Raw genomic sequence first — 21,802 nt, 5'->3', positions numbered from 1 at the left:
GTCTCGTCCCATGCCTGGCCGCCTCCTCGAACTGCACGTCGAGAACCTGGCCGGGTTCCTGATCCACCTGAGCGGCCGCGAGGAGATCTGGCACGATCTGGTCTCCGACGCCCGTACGGTCCTGCCGCAGTTGGAGAGACTGGACCTGACCGCCGGACGGGGCTCGGTCGGGACCCGGACGCATGGGTGCAGCGCCCTCCACACCATCTGCCACATTTGCACCTTCGGCCCGTTTCGTGGAAGTCCGGGATCCGACCAGGTGGGTGCCCTTGTCCGAGGTGGGCGGTACTTTTGACGCTGATCGTCACGGCACCGGCGCCGCCGCCACGGACGCCGCGTGCCCGGCGGTCGCGGTGCCCGTCCTGCCCGAAAGGTCCTCGTGAAGCCCACCCTGGCCGCCGCGCAGTTGCGCGGCAGTCTGACGCAGTACCTCACGACGACGTACGCGCTCGCCGACGAGGACACGCGGCTCGCGCTGGAGCGGTTCCTCGGGGATCCGGAGACGGGGATCTTCCGGGGGCCGTACCTGCGGATCAGGACGCCGTTCCACCCCGCCGGCGACGGGTGGCGGGCGGCGCTGGAGTGGCAGCCGGCGTTCACGCCGTGGCGGCACCAGGCGAAGGCGTGGGAGCGGCTGAGCACGTACCGGGGGGCGGCCGAGCCGACGCTCGTGACGACCGGCACCGGGTCCGGCAAGACCGAGTCGTTCCTGATCCCCGTACTCGACCACTGCCGGCGGCAGAAGGCGCTGGGCCGGCGCGGGGTGAAGGCCGTCCTGCTGTACCCGATGAACGCGCTCGCCACCGACCAGGCCGGCCGCGTCGGCGACTACCTGGCGCAGCCGGAGCTGGCGCAGGTGACGGCGGGTCTCTACATCGGCGACAAACCGGACACGGACTTCCGTCGGGTGATGACGCGGCGCGAGGAGATGCGCCAGGCGCCGCCGGACGTGCTGATCACCAACTACAAGATGCTGGACCTGCTGCTCCAGCGGGCCGAGGACCGGCCGCTGTGGGAGGGCGCGGACCCGGCGTACGTGGTGCTGGACGAGTTCCACACCTACGACGGCGCGCAGGGCACGGACGTGGCGATGCTGCTGCGGCGGCTGGCGTCCGCCGTGGGCGCCTCGAAGCCGGAGCGGCCGCTCGGGTCGATATGCCCGGTGGCGACCTCGGCGACCCTCGGCGAGGGCGGCGGCGACGGCAGCGGCATCCTCGCCGTCGCCGAGCAGGTGTTCGGCGTGCCGTTCGGGCCGGACGCGGTGATCGGTGAGGAGCGGCTGAGCGCCGACGACTTCACCGGCGACATCGACTACGAACTGCCCGAGCCGCCCGACCCCAAGGAGGTCATCGACGTCTCCGGCGGGCCGGGCGTCGAGTCCGACCCGGACCGGCTCGACCTGGACGGACTCGCCGAGCGGCTGCTCGGGCGGCGCGGCCTGGACGCCTTCCGGATCGGGCGGCTGCTGAAGAAGCACGACTTCACCCACGGGGTGCTCGCGCTGCTGAACGGCGATCCGCTCGACGAGTGGGGACTGCGGGACCGCATGGCCCGCTTCGGGTACGCGTGGGCGCGCACCGCGCGGGAGAACCCCCGGCTCGCGCTGGAGGCGTTGTCGCGGTTCGTGGCGCTGCTGTCGTCCGCGCGGGACCCCGAGTCCGACGAGCGCCGGCCGCGTCCGCTGCTGCACGTCGAGGCGCACCTGTGGGTGCGGCCGGTGGGGCGGATACTGAGCGGGGTCGGCGCCCGGCCGGAGTTCCGCTGGTACGAGGACGAGCGGACCCTCGCCCGGCGCTCCGCGCTCGGCGCGGCGTCCGCGTCCGAGGAGTCGTCGGAGAGCGACGAGTGGCCGACGGCGGACTCGCGGCGGCCCGACGCACTGCCCGGCTCGGACACCGTGCAGCGGCCGGCCCAGGCGCACCTGCCGGCGGTCTACTGCCGGGTGTGCGGCCGGTCGGGCTGGGCGGCGCTGTCCCCGGAGGCCGATCCGCAGAAGCTGGAGACCGGGCCGCTGAAGATCTGGCAGGCCTCCGTCGGACGTGACAAGCGGCGGCTGCGGTACTTCATCTCGGCGACGCCGGCCGAGGCGCGGGACGCCCTCGCCGCGCTCACCGGCACCGCGCCGAAGCAGGCCGGCGGTGTCGACCCGCAGTCCGTGGTGGTGCTGGACGGGGCACAGGGCACCTACCGGATGCCCGTCGCCGAGGACGGGGAGGGGCTGCAGGACGCCTGGTTCGCGCGGGCCGTGCTGGACAAGAAGACCGCCGACCAGGCCGCCAAGGACGACACCTGTCCCGCGTGCAACGCCGACAACGGCATCCGGTTCCTCGGCACCGCGCTCGCCGCGCTGGCCTCCGCCACCGTCACCCAGCTGTTCACCGGCGGTCACGAGATCGCGCTGGCGCCGGAGGAACGCAAGACGCTGCTGTTCAACGACTCCACGCAGGACGCGGCGCACCGCGCCGGATACGTCGCCAACGCCTCGTACAAGTTCTCGCTGCGCTCGCTGCTCGCGCACCGGCTCGACGACTCCGGCGCGCCGCTCCCGCTCAACGACCTCATCGGCGACGTCCTGGACGCCGTGGACGACCCGCAGACGCTGGCCGCGGTCGTCCCGCCGGACCTCCACGACGAACCGGGCGTCGACCGGCTGCTGTCGGGGCGCGGCACCGGGGACGCGCGGACGTGGAAACTCATCGGGGAGCGGCTCGCGTTCGCGACCGTGATGGAGTTCGGGCTGCGTTCGCGGCTCGGGCGCACCCTGGAGCTGACCCGGACCACGGCCGCGGAGGTCGTGATCGCCGAACCGGACCGGATCGTCGCACTCGCCCGCGACCTGCACCTCACGCTTCCGGGACAGCTGGGGCTCGACGGCGGCCTGCCCACGCCCGACCGGTACCTGGCGTACGTGCGGGGGCTGCTGGAGCGGATGCGGCTGCGCGGCGGCGTCCGGCACCGGTGGCTGGACACCTGGATCAAGGAAGCCGGCGTCAACCAGTACCTGATCTCCGGGCAGCGGCCGGAAGGGATGCCGGCCTTCCCCGAGGGGTACGTGGCACCGCCGAGGTTCCTGCTCGCCGGGCCCAAGGAGAAGACCAGGTTCGACACGGTCTCCGGGCGGGGCAACTGGTACCAGGACTGGACGCGGCGCTGCCTCGGCCTGGACGCGGCCCAGGCGACCGAGTACCTGCGTCGGCTGCTGCCCGTCCTCGCCGACGTGGGCGTGGTGTCGGCGCGCACCGCCAAGGACCGCACCACCCGCGTGTACGGGCTCCAGCCGGGCCACATCCAGGTGCGGCTGCTGGCGGACGACCTGGTCAACAAGGCGTTCGTGGCCTGCGAGGAGTGCGGCTGGCAGCAGGTCCTGCCGCCCGAGCGGCGCACCCGCTGGTACGGGCACCCCTGCCCGCGCTGGCGCTGCACCGGCCACCTCACCCCTCCGCAGAACGGAATGTCGTCGACCGGGTCGGGCAGCGGCGGCTTCGGCGGCAGACTGGAGCGCGACTACCGGGCCGACTACTACCGCCGCCTGTATCTGACCGGCGGCACCTACCGGGTCGTCACCGCCGAGCACACCGGCATGCTGACCCGGCCCGAACGGGAGGGCGTGGAGCGGACGTTCCGCCAGGGCACCCACTACACCGACCCCAACGTGCTGTCCTGCACGCCCACCCTGGAACTGGGCATCGACATCGGCGACCTGTCGGCGGTGCTGCTCGGCTCGCTGCCGGGCGGCCCGGCGAACTACGTGCAGCGCGCCGGGCGCGCCGGGCGCCGGACCGGCAACGCGCTGGTGGTCGCCTTCGGCGGGCGGCGGGCCCGCGACCGGTACTACCTGGACGACCCGACCGAGATGATCGCCGGTGACATCGTGCCCCCGGGCTGCTACCTGTCGGCCGTCGAGATCCTGCGCCGCCAGTACACCGCGCACCTGCTGGACCGGGCGGCGCGCGGCGAACTCACCACGGCGGACGGCGAACCGCTGATGCCGGTGCCGCGCCTGTCGTCGGCGCTGTTCGGCACGTCCGGCTGGTGCCAGGACCTGTCGGACGCGGCACTCACCCACGGGGCGCGGCTGGTGGAGGAGTTCCTCGCGCTGTTCCCGCAGGCGCCGGACGGCGGCCCGGACGACGACCGGGGGGTGTCCGCGCACGCCGCGGACGAGCTGCGCGCCTACGCCACCGGAGGCATCGCGCGCACGCTCGCGGAGGCCGAGGAGGAGTGGACGGCGCGCCGCGAGGAGCTGCGCCGCCGTATCGCCGCCATCGACACCGCGGTGGACGGTCTGCTCGCCGAGGACCGTGAACAGGGCGCCGAGCGGCGCGAGTTGCTCGCCGAGCGGCGTGCCACGGGTGAACTGCTGCGCCAGTTGAGCCAGACCGGCGCGCACGGCTCCCTCGTCGAACTCGGCCTGCTGCCCAACTACAGCCTCACCGACACCACGACGTCCCTGGAGGCCACCCTCTACTGGAAGGAGTCCGCCGGCGGCGACGAGGGCCCGGAGGCACCGGAGGGCGCCGACGACGAGCGCCGGGAGTGGGTGTACCGCAGCGAGACGCGCGACTACGAGCGGTCCCGCAAACTGGCGCTCACCGAACTCGCGCCCGGCAACAGCTTCTACGTCAACGGCTACCGGCACGTCGTGCGCGCCCTCGACATCGGCAGCCCGGAGCGGCGCGCCTGGTCGGTGTGGCGTCTCTGCCCGGCCTGCGGGTACGCGCGCACGCACGGCGACCCGAAGAACGACACCTCGCCGTGCCCGCGGTGCGGTTCGAGGGAGATCGCCGACGCGGGCTGCGTGCACCACGTCCTTACGCCCCGGCGCGTGACCTCCCGGGACAAGCGGGACGACGCCCGGGTGCGCGACGACCGCGACGAGCGGGATCGCAGGCGGTACGCGGTGCTCACCACCGTCGACGTCGACCCCGCGCACCTGGCGGCCGGATCGTGGCGGCACGACACCGCCGTCTTCGGCGCCGACTTCACCCGCAGGGCCGTCGTGCGCACCCTGAACCTGGGCATCGACCGGCAGGACGGCAGCAGCACGGTCCCGCTGGCCGGGGACGACGTACGCCTCAACCCGTTCTACGTGTGCACGAGTTGCGGCGGCGCGACGGCCGACGGACGGCCGGTCGTCGACCAGTCGCAGCACGCGCTCACCGCGTCCCTCGCCCACTCCACGCGGGCGAGCGCCCACCACCAGCTGTGGTGCCCGCGCCGGCGGCTGCGCGGCAGCGGGGAGGGCCAGGGCGCCGGAGTGGACGTACCGTTGCTGCTGGCGCACGAGCTGACCACGGAGGCCGTCCGCATCCTGCTGCCGGCGTCCGTGGCGCGGGCCAAGGAGCGGCTCGCCTCGTTCACCGCCGCGCTGTTCGCGGGCATAGCCGCCCGCTACGGCGGCGACCCCGACCACATCGACATCACCGCCGCGTCCATGCCGGACGGCGAGGACCGCGACTGGCCGCGCCGGTTCCTCGTGGTCTACGACCGGCTGCCCGGCGGCACCGGCTACCTGCACCGCCTGGCCACCTCCGACGGCTTCCGCGAGGTCCTGCTGAAGGCCCGCGAGGTCATCGAGGAGTGCGACTGCCTGAGGAAGGGGCTCGACGGCTGCCACCGCTGCCTGCTGCGCCGCGTCCCGCCCGCCGACTACGACAAGGTCAGCCGCAACGAGGTCCGGCAGATGCTGGACGAACTGCTCGGCGCGGACGGCGAACGCTGGGCCACCTCCCCCGTCACCACCACCCAGCACATCCCGATGCACCAGCAGGCGGAGAGCGACCTGGAGGTCCTGTTCGTCGACACGCTGCGGGAGTGGGCCGCACTGCCCGAGAGCCGTGCCAGCGGCGACGCCTACATCACCCCGGCCGGCACCCACGCGCTGGACCTGCGGCTGACCGCCGCCGACGGCACCACGCTGAGCTGGCGGGTGTCCCAGCAGCGGGTACTCGACGGAACCCGCCCCGACGTCCTCTTCGAACGGCTCGACGCGCCCGGCCCGCGCGTGGCGCTCTACCTGGACGGCTACGAGTTCCACGCCGGCCGGGAGCACAACCGGGCCGGTGACGACGCCGACAAGCGCACCCGGCTGCGCGCGGAAGGGCTCCGGGTCTTCCAGCTCACCTACGGCGACGTGAGCGACTGGCGGCGCCGCGTCCGGGACACCGGGCAGGGGGGCACGGGACCGGCCGACCCGGTGTGGGAACCGTACGGGGACAAGGCCTGCGGCAAGGCACGCGGCTATTACTCCACCGTGCGGGGCGGGCTGCCCGGGGAGCTCGCGGAGACGGTGTGGGTCAACCCGGCCGTGCAGCTCGTGGAGTACCTGCGCCGGCCGGACGCGAGACTCTGGCAGTGGCGGGCGGAGGCCGCCCTGGCGGGCTTCATGGGTGCCGGGACCCGTCCGGTCGCGCTCGCGCCGGACGCGCTGGGCGGGCAGATCACGGCGGCGCTGCGCGGCGGAACGCCCGCGGGAGCGCCCGGCCCGGTGCAGTTGTTCTCGGTGACCGACCGCTCGGAACTGCCGCTGGTGTTCGCCGCCGACGGCCGGGCCCGTCCCCCCGCGTGGACCGGCCTCGTCCTCCTCGACGACGCGCCCGGTGTCCACGCCCGGGAGGAGGCGCACAAGCGCCGCTGGCGGGCCTGGCTGTACTGGTCCAACCTGCTGCAGTTCCTGGACACCGGCGGCGGGGACGCCGTCCAGCTCACGACCGGCCGCCTCGACGGGTTCCCCGTGGAGACGCTGGCGGTGACGGGCGGCGGCGGTGTGCTGGAGAGCGTACGCGTCACGCTCGCCGGCACCGCGCCCGCCGACAGCACGCCCGCGCCCCCGGCCGTCGTCGAGGTGTCCGCCCCGCCCGTGCGGGACAGGGCATGGGACCGGGTCATCGAGCTCCTCGACCCGGACGAGCCCGGCCTGCTCGCGCTCGCCGAGACCCTCGCCGCGCGGGGCGTCCCGGTGCCCCGGGACGGCTACGAGCTCGACGCGAACACCGGCTGGCAGGCCGAACTGGCCTGGCCGGACGCACGCGTCGGAGTCGTCCGCACCCCGAGCCCACCGGAGGGCGAGGACTTCGACCCGGAGGCCGCCGACCGGGACCGCGACTTCGCCGCGGCCGGCTGGGAGGTGCGGACCGCCGCCGACTGGACGGCCGACGCCCTCGCCGAGCGGATCGGCCATCGCCCGTCAGATGACACCACCACGGACAACGGGGGGAACGAACAGCCGTGACCGGCAAGAACGTGACACTGCGCCTGCTCGACAAGGCGGACCGGGAGATCCTCAAGCTCCCCCGCCCGGTCAAGGGCGCGATCTACGACTTCCAGCACAAGTTCAAGACGAACCCCGACTCCGCGGGCCTGCGCCTCAAGCAGTTGCAGGGGCACGACAAGCTGCACTCGGCGCGCGTCAACGACGAGTACCGCGCGCTGCTGCTGCGGCTGGCCGACGACGACTGGCTGATCGTCTCGGTCAAGCACCGCAAGGACGTGTACGCGCACCTGGACCGGCTCACGTACTCGGTCAACCGCGTCACCGGTGGCATCGAGTACGTGGACCTCCAGGTCGTGCAGGAGGAGGTGCTGGCCCCCGCGGCCCAGCGGACCGCCGCACCCACCGAACCCACCGAGCCCACCGCACCCGCCCGTTCCGCCGAGCCCGCCGAACCGGGCGCTCCAAAGCCGCTGTTCGCGAAGTGGTCGGAGCAGGATCTCACCGACCTGGGTGTGGCCGCGTCCCTGGTACCGGTCGTCGCCGCGCTGACCACCGAGGACCAGCTCCTCGGCCTCGTCGAGTACGCGCCGCAGCTCACCGGCGAGGTGCTGCTGGCGCTGTACGACGGCAAGGCGTACGACGACGTCCTGGAGCAGGTCACCGCCCCCGTCGCGGTGCCCGAGCCCGTGGACCCCGAGGACTTCCGGGCCGCCGTCGAGCGCCCCGCCACCATCGTCACCACGACCGACGACGCGCTGCGCGAGGCGCTGGAGGGCGAGGACTTCGGGCGCTGGAAGGTGTTCCTGCACCCCACCCAGGCCAAGCTGGTCACGCGGGACTACAACGGTCCGGCACGCGTGGGCGGCGGCCCCGGCACCGGCAAGACGATCGTGGCGCTGCACCGGGTCAAGCACCTGGTGGAGCGGCTCCCGGCCGGCCGGACCAAGCCGGTCCTGCTGACCACGTACAACAAGAACCTCGCGGCGGACCTGCGGTCGCGGCTGCTCGCCCTGGGCGGCGAGGCGCTGCTGTCACGCGTCGAGATCAGCCACGTCGACCAGCTCGCGCTGCGCACCGTCCGGGAGGCGGAACCGGGCAACCGCAAGCGGATCGTCGACGAGGCGCAGGCGGTCCGTGAATGGCGCTCGCTCCTCGACGAACTCGGCGAGGACGGCTGGGACGCGGAGTTCCTGCACGACGAGTGGACGCAGGTGATCCTCGGCCAGGCGGTGACCTCCCGCACGGACTACTTCCGGGCCCGCCGCGCGGGACGCGGACGCACGGTCAGCCGTGCCGAGCGCGCCGAGATCTGGCAGCTCGCCGAGCGGTTCGCCCAGCGCCTGGACCGGCTCGGGGTCCAGACGTGGGACCAGATCGCGGAGCGGGCGGCGCAGCTGGAGGCGGGACGCGCCCGGCGCATCCAGGACATCGAACGCCGTCGGGAGGAGGCGGGCGGCCTCGACAACGTCCACATGGCCGACGGTTCGGGGGGCTGGCTGCGCTACCGGTACCGGCACATCGTCGTCGACGAGGCCCAGGACCTGCGGCCCGCGCACTGGAAGATGCTGCGCGCAATGACCGCCCCGGACCGCAACGACCTCTTCCTGGTCGGTGACACCCACCAGCGCATCTACAAGAACCAGGTGACCCTCGGCAGCCTCGGCGTCAACATCCGCGGCCGGTCGTCGAGGCTGTCGCTGAGCTACCGCACCACCCGGCAGATCCTGCGCTCCGCGCTGAACGTCCTCGGCGACGAGAAGTACGACGACCTCGACGGCAGCGCCGAGACGCTGGCCGGGTACCGGTCCGTGCTCAGCGGCGGCGTACCGGACCTGCACCGGCTCGCCGACTGGGCGGACGAGCGCGAGGCGATCGCCGCGCTGATCGAGTCGTGGGGGGAGGTGCCGCACGAGCAGATCGCCATCGCCGTGCCGACCAACGACATGGCGCGGGAGGTCGGGGACACGCTTGCCCGGCGCGGCATCCGGGCGCTCGAGATCGGCCCGGACGGGCCCCTCGGCGACAGCGGCGTCCACATCGGCACGATGTTCCGGTTCAAGGGGCTGGAGTACCGGCGGATGATCCTCGCCGGGGTGACCGACGGACTGGTGCCGCGCGCCGGCATCCGGCAGCGGCGCACCACGGACCCGGCGCGCTACCGCACGGAGATGCAGCGCGCCAGGTCCCTGCTGTTCGTGGCCGCCACACGCGCCCGGGACAGCCTGGACGTCTTCTGGCACGGGGAGGCGAGTCCGTTCCTCAAGGAGCTGATCGCGGTGCGGCCGCCGGCCGCCGCGTGACCCGGCCCGCGGTGGCGGCCCCCGGCTATCGGAGCATGACCGGCCCCTGGGGGACGTAACGGGGCATGACCGGCCCTTGGGGCACGAGGAACGGCCGCCGGGGGTCCTCCGGCGGCATCCTGCGGTTCGCGAACGCCGGATCGGGGGCCGGCAGATACGGCACGAGCGCCGCGTACACGTCCGCCGCACCGCCCGGACGGTCCTCGGGACTCTTGGCGAGCAGCGCGTGCGCCAGGTCCTGGAGCGCCGCCGGGGCGTCGGCGCCGTGGTCGGCGAAGTGGGGCGGGGGCGCGGTGAGGTGCCGGGTCACCAGTTCGGCGGGGCCGTGGCTGTCGAAGGGGGGCCGGCCGGTGAGCATGTGGTGCAGCAGGCACCCCACCGCGTACAGGTCGCTGCGGCCGTCCAGGGTCCTGTCCCCGGCGAGGAGTTCGGGCGACGCGTAGGCGACGTTGCCGAGCGTCTCGCCGGTCATGGTGAGCTGCGGGTCGGCGTCCGAGAGGACCTTCACGAGACCGAAGTCGAGGATTTTCACCAGGCCGTCGGCGCGGACCATGACGTTCTGCGGTTTGAGGTCGCGGTGGACGAGCCCGGCGGCGTGCGCGGCGGACAGCCCCGCGCACAGCTGCGCCGCCACGGAGACCGCGGCGGACACCGGCAGACGCCCGTCGTCGGCGCCGTCGACCACGTTGTCGAGAGTCGTGCCGTCGACGAGCTGCATCACCAGGCAGCAGGCGTCCTCCGTCACGGCCGCGTCGTACACGGTGGTGATGTTGGCGTGATCCAGACGGGCTGCGGCCTTCGCCTCCTGCTCGAAACGGGCCAGGGCGGTGCGGCGCCGGTCCGGCAGGGCGAGCAGATCCGCAGCGACGGTCTTGACCGCGACAGGACGCTCCAGATACTCGTCCGTCCCCTGCCAGACGTGCCCCATCGCCCCTCTGCCCAGAATCCGGTCCAGCCGGTACCTGCCGCGCAGTACCTTGCCCGCAGCGAACTGCTCCACGTGCACTTCCTCCAGTGAGCCCCAGCGGTGTGTCGGTGCGCGGGCCGCCCGGCCGGAGTCCCGGCACCGGCAGCCCGCGCGGAAGAAGTCAACCAGCCCCGCGCGCGGACCGGAAAACCCGCGAGGAGCGCGGAGTCCCGCACGGACCCCGCGAACGTGCCTCCCGCCTCATCAAGGAGTCCGTGGCTGTGGCTGGGACCCACCTCGTCGCGAAGTACGGGACCAGGCGCGCCGCGATCACGCTCGCCGGGGGGACCGATCCCAGGAGGCACTGCCGAAGGCGCTGTGGACGCGGGAGCGACCGCGGTCATCGGACGGGCCACGAACAAGGCCTTGCGCGATGGCACCCTACGGGCCGAGGAACCGCAGCGGGGACACACCCTCGGTGACACGAGAACAGCCGATGGCCCGACCGGAACGGTCGGGCCATCGGCTGAGCGATGTGTCCGAGGGGGGACTTGAACCCCCACGCCCGATAAAGGGCACTAGCACCTCAAGCTAGCGCGTCTGCCATTCCGCCACCCGGACAAGGTGTCCGTCGCCTTGGCGGGGTGTTCCCCCGCGGCGACATGGACAACCATACCAAGGTTTCGCAGCGCCTTTCACCTGCGTTTTCCGTGCCTCCGGGTGGGGGTGCACGATGTGTGTCCGGGCGGTCACGTGCGTCAGGGCATGAGCTGGTACTCCGGGAAGTTGCCGGGCAGTCGCTCCCCCGTCGGTCCCCGGGTCACGGCGCGGACCAGGAGGTCGCCGCCGACGAACGCGCCGCGCCAGGACGCGCCGAAGCCGCCGAACAGCTCGTCGCGGTCGCCGCGGGAGCGCGGGACGCCGTGGCCGACCTTGAAGGCGCGGATGTGCGGGGCCAGCCGGTCGTAGGTGGACCTCTCGTCCGTGGACAGCGTGGCCACCAGCGCGCCGTTGGACGCGTTCATGGCGGCCAGCAGTTCCGCCTCCGTGTCGACCAGGACGATGGTGTCGACCGGGCCGAACGGCTCCGCGTGGTGCAGCGGGGAGGAGCGCGGCGGGTTCAGCAGCGTGACCGGCTGGACGTACGCCGAGGTGTCCTGGCCGGGCAGGAAGCGGGCGGTGGACGGCGCGCCCCGGTGCAGCGGGACGGCGCCGCGGTCGATGGCCTCGGCGACCTGGTCGTGGAGCTCCTTCGCCTTGGCCGCGTTGATCACCGGTCCGAAGTCCAGCCGCGGGTGGGGGTCGGTGGGGTGTTCGACGGCGAGCGGGTGGCCGACCCTGAGCGTGCGGACCGCGGGGAGGTAGGCGGCCAGGAAGTCGTCGAACAGCCGGCGCTGGACGACGAAGCGCGGGTAGGCCGTGCAGCGCTGCTTGCCGTAGTCGAAGAGTTTGGGGATCACCGCGCTCAGGGTGTCCCAGTCCGAGTGGTTCCAGATGCCCCAGGTGTTGAGTCCTTCCTGTTCGAGGATGTGCCGCTTGCCGAGGTCGGCGACGGCCGTGGCGACGGCGGCGCCGGTGTCGCGGCCGCCGACGAAGGAGACGCAGCCGACCTCCGGCGCCCGCACCAGCGCCTCGGACAGCTCGCCCCCGCTGCCGCTGACGAGGGTGACGGGAATCCCCTCGCGGGCGGCGAGCGCCGAGGCCAGGGTGAGGCAGGCGACGCCGCCGTCGGTCGGGGTCTTGGCGATGACCGCGTTGCCCGCCAGTGCCTGTACCAGCAATGCGTGAACGAGCACGCTCATCGGGTAGTTCCAGCTCGCGATGTTGGAGACGGGGCCGTCGAGCGGGGCCCGGCCGGCGAGCATGCCGTCGATGCCGTCGACGTACCAGCGCACGCCGTCGACGGCGCGGTCGACGTCCGCCCGGGCGAGCCGCCAGGGCTTGCCGATCTCCCAGACGAGCAGCAGCGCGAGGAGTTCGCGGTGCCGGGTGAGGGCGTCGAGGGTGGCGGCGACGCGGGCCCGGCGCTCCGGCAGCGGGACGTGCCGCCAGGCGCGGTGCTGGTCGAGCGCGGCGCGCACGGCCTGCCGGGCGGTGGCCCGGTCCAGCCGCGGCGGGCCCGCGACGGGACTGCCGTCGACGGGGCTGACGGCGGGCAGCGTCCGGCCGTCAGCCTGCCAGGCGGCGTTCCAGAGGTTGAGGACGCGGTCGTCCCGGAATGCCTCGGGGGCGACGGCGAGGCAGCGCTGCCAGGCGTCTGCCCAGGAGGTTCCTGATTTGAGGGTGAGGGTGGGTGGCATGCGGTTCGCTCCGCTCCCGGTGCACGGTCGAGAGAAAGGGACGGGTGACGTCAACTGCCGGTGTTCAGGACGGCGAGCACCTGCCGGGCCGTCTCCGTGGGCGTACGGCCCACCTTGACCCCGGCCGCTTCCAACGCTTCCTGCTTCGCCCGCGCCGTACCGGAGGAGCCGGAGACGATCGCGCCGGCGTGGCCCATGGTGCGGCCCTCGGGCGCGGTGAAACCGGCGATGTAGCCGACGACGGGCTTGGTGACGTGGTCGCGGATGTAGGCCGCCGCGCGTTCCTCCGCGTCGCCGCCGATCTCGCCGATGAGGACGATCAGGTCGGTGTCGGGGTCGTCCTGGAAGGCGGCGAGGCAGTCGATGTGGGTGGTGCCGACGACGGGGTCGCCGCCGATGCCGACACAGGTGGAGAAGCCGGTGTCCCGCAGCTCGTGCATGAGCTGGTAGGTGAGCGTGCCGGACTTGGAGACCAGTCCGATGCGGCCCGGCTCGGTGATGTCGGCCGGGATGATGCCGGCGTTGGACTGGCCGGGGGTGATCAGGCCGGGGCAGTTGGGGCCGATGACGCGGGTGCCCTTGTGCCGGGCGTGGGCGAGGAAGGCGACGGAGTCGTGGACGGGGATGCCCTCGGTGATGACGACCGCGAGGCCGATGCCGGCGTCGGCGGCCTCGACGACGGCGTACCTGGCGAAGGCGGGCGGTACGAAGACGACGGTGACGTCGGCTCCGGTCGCGTCCATGCCTTCGGCGACCGAGCCGAAGACGGGGACGGCGATGGGGGCGCCTCCCGGGCCGTTCGGGCTCCGGGGGAGGTCGAAGTCGACGCTCCGGCCGGCCTTGCGCGGGTTGACGCCGCCCACGACGTTCGTGCCGGCGGCGAGCATCCGCCGGGTGTGCTTCATGCCCTCGCCGCCGGTCATGCCCTGGACGAGGACCTTGCTCTCCTTGGTGAGGTGGATCGCCATGCCGTCGGGTCTCCTCAGGGTGTGGTGGCGAGGCGGGCGGCCCGGCGCGCGGCGCCGTCCATGGTGGTGACCTGTTCGACGAGCGGGTGCGCGTGCTCGTCGAGGATCGCCCGTCCGCGAGCCGCGTTGTTGCCGTCGAGCCGTACGACGAGCGGCTTGGTCAGCCGTACGGTGTCCAGGGCGCGGACGATGCCCTCGGCGACCGCGTCACAGGCGGTGATGCCGCCGAAGACGTTGACGAAGACGGATTTCACGTCCGGGTCGGAGAGGACGACCGACAGGCCGTCCGCCATGATCTGCGCCGAGGCTCCGCCGCCGATGTCGAGGAAGTCGGCGGGGCGGGCTCCGCAGCCGGCCACCACGTCGAGGGTGGACATGACGAGTCCGGCGCCGTTGCCGATGATGCCGACCTCGCCGTCGAGCTTGACGTAGTCGAGGCCCTTCGCGGCCGCGGCGGCCTCCAGCGGGTCGTGGTGGCCGGCGTCCTCGGCACCCCAACGGGCCTGGCGGAAGACGGCGTTGTCGTCGAGGGTGACCTTGCCGTCGAGCGCCACGATCCGGCCGTCCCGGGTGCGGACGAGCGGGTTGACCTCGACCAGCAGGGCGTCCTCGCGGACGAGGACCTCCCAGAGCCGGACGAGGACGTCGACGGTCTGCGGCGGCAGTCCGGCCGCTTCGGCGATGCGGGACGCCGTCGCCGGGGTGACTCCCTGGGCCGGGTCGACGGGGACGCGTGCCACGGCCTCCGGGCGGGTCGCGGCGACCTCCTCGATGTCCATGCCGCCCTCGGCGGAGGCGATGGCGAGGAAGCGGCCGGCGGCGCGGTCGAGGACGTAGGAGACGTAGAACTCCTCGGCGATGTCGACGGGCCGGGCCAGCATCACCGTGCCGACCGTGTGGCCCTTGATGTCCATGCCGAGGATCTGACGTGCCGTGAGTTCGGCGGCGGCCGGATCGGCGGCGAGCTTGACGCCGCCCGCCTTGCCCCGTCCGCCGGTCTTGACCTGCGCCTTGACGACCACTCGGCCGCCGAGCCGGCGGGCGATCTCGCGGGCCCGCTTGGGCGAGTCGGTGACCTCGGCCGGCGGCACCACGATGCCGTGTTCCGCGAAGAGTTCCCTTGCCTGGTGTTCGTACAGGTCCATTTCGGCTCCTGTCTGCGAAGTCGCCGGAAGGTCCGGAGAGGGGTCCGGGGGCCTTGAGACCGGCGACTGAAAAGTGCCGCGCACCCCCTGGACACCATCCATCGGATGCGGGATAACAAGCTTCATACAGTATTCGTCGACTGTATGCAATGTACCGCGAGAGTGTTCCCCGCCCCCCAGGAAGGGACAAGGACTTCGCCATGCCCGACGACACCCAGGACGTCATCTCAGGCGGTCATCTCGTCGCCAAGGCCCTCAAGGCCGAGGGCGTCGACCGCATCTACACGCTGTGCGGCGGCCACATCATCGACATCTACGACGGCTGCGTCGACGAGGGCATCGAGGTCGTCGACGTACGGCACGAGCAGGTGGCCGCCCATGCCGCCGACGGCTACGCGCGCCTCACCGGCAAGCCGGGCTGCGCGGTCGTCACCGCCGGGCCGGGGACGACCGACGCCGTCACCGGAGTCGCCAACGCCTTCCGCGCGGAGTCCCCGATGCTGCTGATCGGCGGTCAGGGGGCGCTCACCCAGCACAAGATGGGGTCGCTGCAGGACCTGCCGCACGTCGACATGATGAACCCCATCACCAAGTTCGCGGCGACCGTGCCGGACACGGCGCGGGTGGCGGACATGGTGTCGATGGCCTTCCGCGAGTGCTACCACGGTGCCCCCGGCCCTTCCTTCCTGGAGATCCCGCGCGATGTGCTGGACGCGAAGGTGCAGGCCTCGAAGGCGCGCGTGCCGCGGCAGGGCGCGTACCGGGCCTCCACCCGCTCGCCCGGGGATCCCGAGGCGATCGAGAAGCTGGCCGATCTGCTGGTGCACGCCGAGAAGCCGGCGATCCTGCTCGGCAGCCAGGTGTGGACGACCCGGGGCACCGAGGCCGCCATCGAACTCGTCCGTACGCTCAACATTCCCGCCTACATGAACGGCGCGGGGCGCGGCACGCTCCCGCCCGGCGATCCGCACCACTTCCAGCTGTCACGGCGGTACGCCTTCTCGGGCGCCGACGTCATCGTGATCGTCGGTACGCCCTTCGACTTCCGGATGGGCTACGGCAAGCGACTCTCCCCCGACGCGACGGTCGTGCAGATCGACCTCGACTACCGCACCGTCGGCAAGAACCGCGACATCGACCTCGGCATCGTCGGTGACGCGGGGCTGGTGCTGAAGTCGGTGACCGAGGCGGCCTCCGGGCGGGTGAACGGCGGAGCGTCCAAGCGCAAGGAGTGGCTGGACGAACTGCGGGCGGCCGAGCAGACCGCCCTGGAGAAGCGGCTGCCGCAGCTGAGGTCGGACGCCTCGCCCATCCATCCGTACCGGCTGGTCGGCGAGATCAACGACTTCCTCACCGAGGACTCGGTCTACATCGGCGACGGCGGTGACATCGTCACCTTCTCCGGGCAGGTGGTACAGCCCAAGTCGCCCGGGCACTGGATGGACCCGGGGCCGCTGGGCACCCTCGGCGTCGGTGTGCCGTTCGTGCTCGCCGCCAAGCAGGCACGGCCCGACAAGGAGGTCGTCGCCCTCTTCGGCGACGGCGCCTTCTCGCTCACCGGCTGGGACTTCGAGACCCTGGTCCGCTACGACCTCCCCTTCGTCGGCATCGTCGGCAACAACTCCTCGATGAACCAGATCCGCTACGGCCAGGCCGCCAAGTACGGCAAGGAGCGCGAGCGGGTCGGCAACACCCTCGGCGACGTCCGGTACGACGAGTTCGCGCGGATGCTGGGCGGCCACGGCGAGGAGGTCCGCGACCCCGCCGACATCGGCCCCGCGCTGCGCCGGGCCCGCGAGTCGGGCAAGCCGTCGCTGATCAACGTCTGGGTGGACCCCGACGCGTACGCCCCCGGAACCATGAACCAGACCATGTACAAGTGAGGTGCACGCCCATGACCCCCAAGGCACTTGAGGGCATCCGCGTCCTCGACATGACGCATGTCCAGTCCGGACCCTCCGCGACCCAGCTGCTGGCCTGGCTCGGCGCGGACGTCGTCAAACTGGAGGCGCCGACCGGCGACATCACGCGCAAGCAGCTGCGTGATCTGCCGGACGTCGACTCCCTCTACTTCACGATGCTCAACTGCAACAAGCGGAGCATCACGCTCAACACCAAGACCGAGCGCGGCAAGGAGATCCTCACCGAGCTGATCCGGCGCTCGGACGTCATGGTCGAGAACTTCGGGCCGGGCGCCGTCGACCGGATGGGGTTCACCTGGGACCGCATCAGGGAGATCAATCCACGGATCGTCTATGCCTCCGTCAAGGGGTTCGGGGACGGCCCGTACACCAACTTCAAGGCGTACGAGGTCGTCGCCCAGGCCATGGGCGGGTCGATGTCGACCACCGGCTTCGAGGACGGGCCGCCGCTGGCGACGGGGGCCCAGATCGGGGACTCGGGCACGGGTGTGCACGTGGTGGCCGGCATCCTCGCCGCGCTGTTCCAGCGGGAGCGCACCGGGCGCGGGCAGCGGGTGAACGTGGCCATGCAGCACGCGGTGCTCAACCTCTGCCGGGTGAAGCTGCGCGACCAGCAGCGCCTGACCCATGGTCCACTCGCCGAATATCCCAACGAGGACTTCGGCGACGAGGTTCCCCGGTCCGGGAACGCGTCCGGCGGAGGCCAGCCGGGCTGGGCGGTGAAGTGCGCGCCGGGCGGCCCCAACGACTACGTGTACGTCATCGTGCAGCCCGTCGGCTGGAAGCCGCTGAGCGAGCTCATCGGCCGGCCGGAGCTGGCGGAGGACCCCGAGTGGGCGACGCCTCAGGCCCGGCTGCCGAAGCTGAACAAGATGTTCCAGCTGATCGAGGAGTGGTCCTCGACGCTGCCCAAGTGGGAGGTGCTGGAGCGGCTGAACGCGCACAACATCCCGTGCGGGCCGATCCTGTCCACCAGGGAGATCATCGAGGACCGCTCGCTGGTCGCCAACGAAATGGTCGTCACCGTGCCGCACCCCGAGCGCGGCGAGTTCGTCACCGTCGGCAGCCCGCTGAAGCTCTCCGACTCCCCCGTCGACGTGGTCGCCTCCCCGCTGCTCGGCGAGCACAACGAAGAGGTGTACGTCGGCGAACTCGGCCTCGGGGACGAGGAGCTGCGCCTGCTCAAGTCGAACGGGGTGATCTGAGGTGATGGCCGAGGACCGGACGCCGAGGGTCCGGGCGCTGCTGGACTCGGTGCGCGCCGAGGGGCGCACCGCGCTCACCGCGCCCGAGGGCAAGGTGATCGCCGACGCGTACGGGATCGCCGTACCCGGCGAGGAGCTGGCGACGGACGTCGACGAGGCCGTGGCGTGCGCGGCGCGGTTCGGCGGGCCGGTGGTGATGAAGATCGTGTCGCCGGACATCCCGCACAAGACCGACGCCGGCGGCGTGATCGTCGGCGTGGAGGGGGCGGCGGACGTACGGGCGGCGTTCTGCCGGATCGTGGAGAACGCGCGGGCGTACGCCCCGGATGCGCGGATCGACGGCGTGCAGGTGCAGGAGCTGCTGCCGAAGGGGCAGGAGGTCATCGTCGGCGCGGTCACCGATCCGACGTTCGGGAAGGTGGTGGCGTTCGGGCTCGGCGGGGTGCTCGTCGAGGTGCTGAAGGACGTCACGTTCCGGCTGGCGCCCGTGGACGCCGACGAGGCGCTGTCGATGCTGGACTCCATCCGGGCGGCGGAGGTCCTGCGCGGGGTGCGGGGCCAGGAGGGTGTGGACCGGCGGGCCCTCGCCGAGCAGATCCGCAGGGTGTCGCGACTCGTGGCGGACTTCCCGGAGATCGCCGAGGTGGACCTCAACCCGGTGATCGCCACCGCGGACGGGGCGGTCGCCGCCGACATCCGCGTGATCCTCTCCACCGGGGCGCCGAGGGAGCGGCGCCGCTACTCGCGCGGGGAGATCCTCGCCTCCATGCGACGGCTGATGCAGCCGCGTTCGGTGGCCGTGATCGGGGCCTCCAACGAGCCGGGCAAGATCGGCAACTCGGTGATGCGCAACCTCGTCGACGGTGGTTTCGCCGGGGAGATCCATCCGGTGAACCCCAGGGCCGATGACATTCTGGGCCGCAAGGCGTACAGGAGTGTCACCGACGTTCCCGGTGAGGTGGATGTGGCGGTCTTCGCGATCCCCGCCCGGTTCGTGGCCTCGGCGCTGGAGGAGGTGGGGCGCAAGCGGATCCCGAACGCCGTACTGATCCCCTCCGGGTTCGCGGAGACCGGTGAGCACGCACTCCAGGAGGAGATCGTGGCGATCGCCGAGCGGCACGGCGTCCGGCTGCTCGGGCCCAACATCTACGGCTACTACTCGACCTGGCAGGACCTGTGCGCCACGTTCTGCACGCCGTACGACGTCAAGGGCGGGGTGGCGCTGACCAGTCAGTCGGGCGGCATCGGGATGGCGATCCTGGGCTTTGCGCGGACCACGAAGACGGGTGTGTCGGCGATCGTCGGGCTCGGCAACAAGTCGGACCTGGACGAGGACGACCTGCTGACCTGGTTCGGTGAGGACCCGCACACCGAGTGCATCGCGATGCACCTGGAGGACCTCAAGGACGGGCGCGCGTTCGTCGAGGCCGCGCGGGCGACCGTGCCGAAGAAGCCGGTCGTGGTGCTGAAGGCGGGGCGTACGGCGGCGGGCGCGAAGGCCGCGGGCTCGCACACCGGCGCGCTGGCGGGCGACGACGCGGTGTACGACGACATCCTGCGGCAGGCCGGCGTCATCCGGGCGCCGGGTCTGAACGACATGCTGGAGTACGCGCGCGCGTTGCCGGTGCTGCCCGCTCCGCGGGGCGACAACGTGGTGATCATCACCGGGGCCGGCGGCAGCGGGGTGCTGCTGTCGGACGCGGTGACGGACAACGGGCTGTCGCTGATGGAGATCCCGGCCGATCTGGACGCGGCGTTCCGGGAGTTCATCCCGCCGTTCGGGGCCGCGGGCAACCCGGTGGACATCACCGGCGGGGAGCCGCCGTCGACGTACGAGGCGACGACCCGGCTGGGTCTTCAGGACCCGCGCATCCACGCGCTGGTGCTCGGTTACTGGCACACGATCGTCACTCCTCCCATGGTGTTCGCCGAACTCACCGCGCGTGTGGTGGCGGAGTTCAGGGAGCGCGGGATCGAGAAGCCGGTGGTGGCGTCCCTCGCGGGCGACGTGGAGGTGGAGGAGGCCTGCCAGTACCTCTTCGAACGCGGGGTCGTGGCGTATCCGTACACCACCGAGAAGCCGGTGGCCGTGCTGGGCGCCAAGTACCGGTGGGCGCGGGCCGCGTCAAAGCTGAGGGCCGAAGGCCCCTCCGCCAGGGCGGTGGTGGGAGACGGGCGGGATGCCGGGGGGCGGCTCATGAGGTGAGGCGGCGAGGGGCCGGCCGGCGGGTGCGCGTCGGCCGGCCCCGGGGACCCGCGCGCGCACGAAAGGCATTGGACAGGGGGCGCTGGCCAGAACTTTCGACGCAAGGGGTGCAAACGACATGACAACCACCGATGTCACACGAGTCACCGTCCACCGGGAGGTGACCGACAGGAACGGACGCGTCTACCGCGTGGGCGAGTCCGACATCGACATCATGGGGCGCAAACGCAAGTGGATGGTGATCCTGCCCTGGATCGGCATGATGGGCATCTCCTCCGCCGAGTACGCGTTCGCGTCCGCCGAGGACACGCTCCACGAGGCCCACCACTGGTCCAGCGGCAGCATCTACTGGATGATGACCGCCTGGGTGTTCTGCCAGGCGGCGGTCGCCTTTCCGGCGGGGCGGCTGCGTGAGAACGGCAAACTGCCCGCGCGCTGGGCGATGATGCTGGGCTCGGTCGGCACGCTGCTCGGCTATCTGTCACTGGCGTTCGCGCCGCATGTCACGCTCGCCTTCATCGGCTTCGGCGTGTTCAGCGGCATGGGCGCCGGCATGGTGTACGCCACCTGCGTCAACATGGTCGGCAAGTGGTACCCGGAGCGCAGGGGCGGCAAGACCGGCTTCGTCAACGGCGGTTTCGCCTACGGCTCGGTGCCGTTCGTCTTCATCTTCCACGGCTACATGGACACCTCCAACTTCCGCTGGGTGCTGGTCTCGGCGGGTGTCTTCCTCGCCGCGACCGTGGCCGTCGCCGGCTTCTACTTCCGGGACCCGCCGAAGAACTGGTGGCCGGCCGCCGTCGACCCGCTGAACCCGCCGGACGACCCGCGGGCCCGGCGTTCGCTGGAGAAGAACCCCCCGGCCGTCAAGCAGTACTCCCCGCTGGAGGCCTGGCGGACCGGCCGGGTGGCGCTGATGTGGTTCTGTCTCGCCTGTACCTCCGGCGTGAACATCTTCGGCATCGCCTTCCAGGTCGACATCGGTGAGGACGCGGGCTTCGCGGCCGGCATCGTGGCCACCGCGATGTCGCTGAAGGCGATCGTCAACGGCACCGGGCGCGGCGTCATCGGCTGGCTCTCCGACCTCTACGGCCGCAAGCAGTGCCTGCTCTACGTGTGCGCGATCCTGGGCCTCGCCCAGTTCGGCATCATCTGGTCGGCCGAGATCAAGAACCTGCCGCTGTTCCTGGTCTTCTCCGCCGTCTCCGGCTTCGGCGGTGGCGCCATCTTCCCGATGTTCGCGGCGATGACGGCGGACTACTTCGGCGAGAACAACAACGCCACCAACTACGGGATGGTCTACAGCTCCAAGCTCGTCTCCGGACTGGGCGCGGGCATGGGGGCCGTGGTCGTCGGCGCCTGGGGCTACAACGGCGCCTTCACCCTGGCCGGCTGCATCTCGATCTTCGCCGGATTCGTGGCGCTGTTCCTGCAGCCACCGGGCCGCCCGAAGGACAAGCGCGTCACGCCCAACCCCCGGCCGCTCGGCGAGGGGTGACCTGACGGAGCGTGCCTCGCACGGACCGGGCGGCCCCTCCCGCAGCACGCGGAGGGCCGCTACGCGGTGCTCGACGACGCGGTGCGGCTCGCCCTCGACCTGCTGGAGACCAGCCCTCCGGCGACGCCTCCGACCTAC

General features: G+C 72.1%; 11 protein-coding genes and 1 tRNA gene. 7 read left to right on the top strand and 5 right to left on the bottom strand.

Features of this window, described 5'->3' with window-relative positions:
* The first annotated feature begins 10 nt into the window (after window positions 1-10).
* From ACFXAE_RS23535 to ACFXAE_RS23525, 3 genes are all read left to right on the top strand, one after another.
* Window positions 11-295: a hypothetical protein gene (locus tag ACFXAE_RS23535; RefSeq protein WP_384718101.1), complete on the top strand. Its 285-nt coding sequence runs from the start codon at window positions 11-13 to the stop codon at window positions 293-295.
* Between the two features lie 84 nt (window positions 296-379).
* Window positions 380-7,231 (top strand): DEAD/DEAH box helicase, encoded by a 6,852-nt coding sequence (locus tag ACFXAE_RS23530; protein ID WP_384718099.1) that lies wholly within the window; start codon window positions 380-382, stop codon window positions 7,229-7,231.
* Window positions 7,228-9,513 (top strand): UvrD-helicase domain-containing protein, encoded by a 2,286-nt coding sequence (locus ACFXAE_RS23525; protein WP_384718097.1) that lies wholly within the window; start codon window positions 7,228-7,230, stop codon window positions 9,511-9,513. The genes ACFXAE_RS23530 and ACFXAE_RS23525 overlap by 4 nt, the downstream gene beginning before the upstream one ends.
* A 25-nt stretch (window positions 9,514-9,538) precedes the next feature.
* Here the strand turns inward: ACFXAE_RS23525 and ACFXAE_RS23520 are convergent, their stop codons facing one another.
* The 5 genes from ACFXAE_RS23520 to sucC all read right to left on the bottom strand — a co-directional run bounded on the left by ACFXAE_RS23520 (window position 9,539) and on the right by sucC (window position 14,833).
* Window positions 9,539-10,513 carry a serine/threonine-protein kinase gene (locus ACFXAE_RS23520; protein WP_384718095.1) on the bottom strand — a complete coding sequence of 325 codons (975 nt, stop codon included), beginning with the start codon at window positions 10,511-10,513 and terminating at the stop codon, window positions 9,539-9,541.
* A gap of 443 nt (window positions 10,514-10,956) precedes the next feature.
* A tRNA-Leu gene (locus ACFXAE_RS23515) sits at window positions 10,957-11,041 on the bottom strand.
* Window positions 11,042-11,178: 137 nt separating this feature from the next.
* Window positions 11,179-12,720 carry an aldehyde dehydrogenase family protein gene (locus ACFXAE_RS23510; RefSeq protein ID WP_384718093.1) on the bottom strand — a complete coding sequence of 514 codons (1,542 nt, stop codon included), beginning with the start codon at window positions 12,718-12,720 and terminating at the stop codon, window positions 11,179-11,181.
* A gap of 50 nt (window positions 12,721-12,770) precedes the next feature.
* A complete protein-coding gene (gene sucD, locus ACFXAE_RS23505) occupies window positions 12,771-13,688 on the bottom strand; it encodes a succinate--CoA ligase subunit alpha (protein ID WP_384718091.1) in 918 nt (305 codons plus the stop codon).
* A 14-nt stretch (window positions 13,689-13,702) separates the two neighbouring features.
* Window positions 13,703-14,833, bottom strand: coding sequence for an ADP-forming succinate--CoA ligase subunit beta (gene sucC / locus ACFXAE_RS23500; protein ID WP_384718089.1), 1,131 nt, complete (start codon window positions 14,831-14,833; stop codon window positions 13,703-13,705).
* 200 nt (window positions 14,834-15,033) lie between these two features.
* Between sucC and ACFXAE_RS23495 the strand changes: the two genes are divergently transcribed.
* The 4 genes from ACFXAE_RS23495 to ACFXAE_RS23480 all read left to right on the top strand — a co-directional run bounded on the left by ACFXAE_RS23495 (window position 15,034) and on the right by ACFXAE_RS23480 (window position 21,664).
* Window positions 15,034-16,716, top strand: coding sequence for a thiamine pyrophosphate-binding protein (locus tag ACFXAE_RS23495; protein ID WP_384718087.1), 1,683 nt, complete (start codon window positions 15,034-15,036; stop codon window positions 16,714-16,716).
* A gap of 11 nt (window positions 16,717-16,727) precedes the next feature.
* Complete coding sequence (gene frc, locus ACFXAE_RS23490) at window positions 16,728-17,960, top strand: formyl-CoA transferase (protein WP_384718085.1); 1,233 nt, start codon at window positions 16,728-16,730, stop codon at window positions 17,958-17,960.
* A gap of 4 nt (window positions 17,961-17,964) precedes the next feature.
* Window positions 17,965-20,166: an acetate--CoA ligase family protein gene (locus ACFXAE_RS23485; RefSeq protein WP_384718083.1), complete on the top strand. Its 2,202-nt coding sequence runs from the start codon at window positions 17,965-17,967 to the stop codon at window positions 20,164-20,166.
* 118 nt (window positions 20,167-20,284) lie between these two features.
* On the top strand, window positions 20,285-21,664 hold the full coding sequence (locus ACFXAE_RS23480; protein ID WP_384718081.1) for an OFA family MFS transporter: 1,380 nt from the start codon (window positions 20,285-20,287) through the stop codon (window positions 21,662-21,664).
* Window positions 21,665-21,802 lie beyond the last annotated feature (138 nt).

Origin of the sequence: Streptomyces sp. NPDC059454 (assembly GCF_042749965.1) — a bacterium.
Taxonomy (GTDB): Bacteria; Actinomycetota; Actinomycetes; order Streptomycetales; family Streptomycetaceae; genus Streptomyces.
The sequence above is the reverse complement of the archived record's forward strand: the minus strand, read 5'-3'. Positions and strand labels throughout refer to the sequence as shown.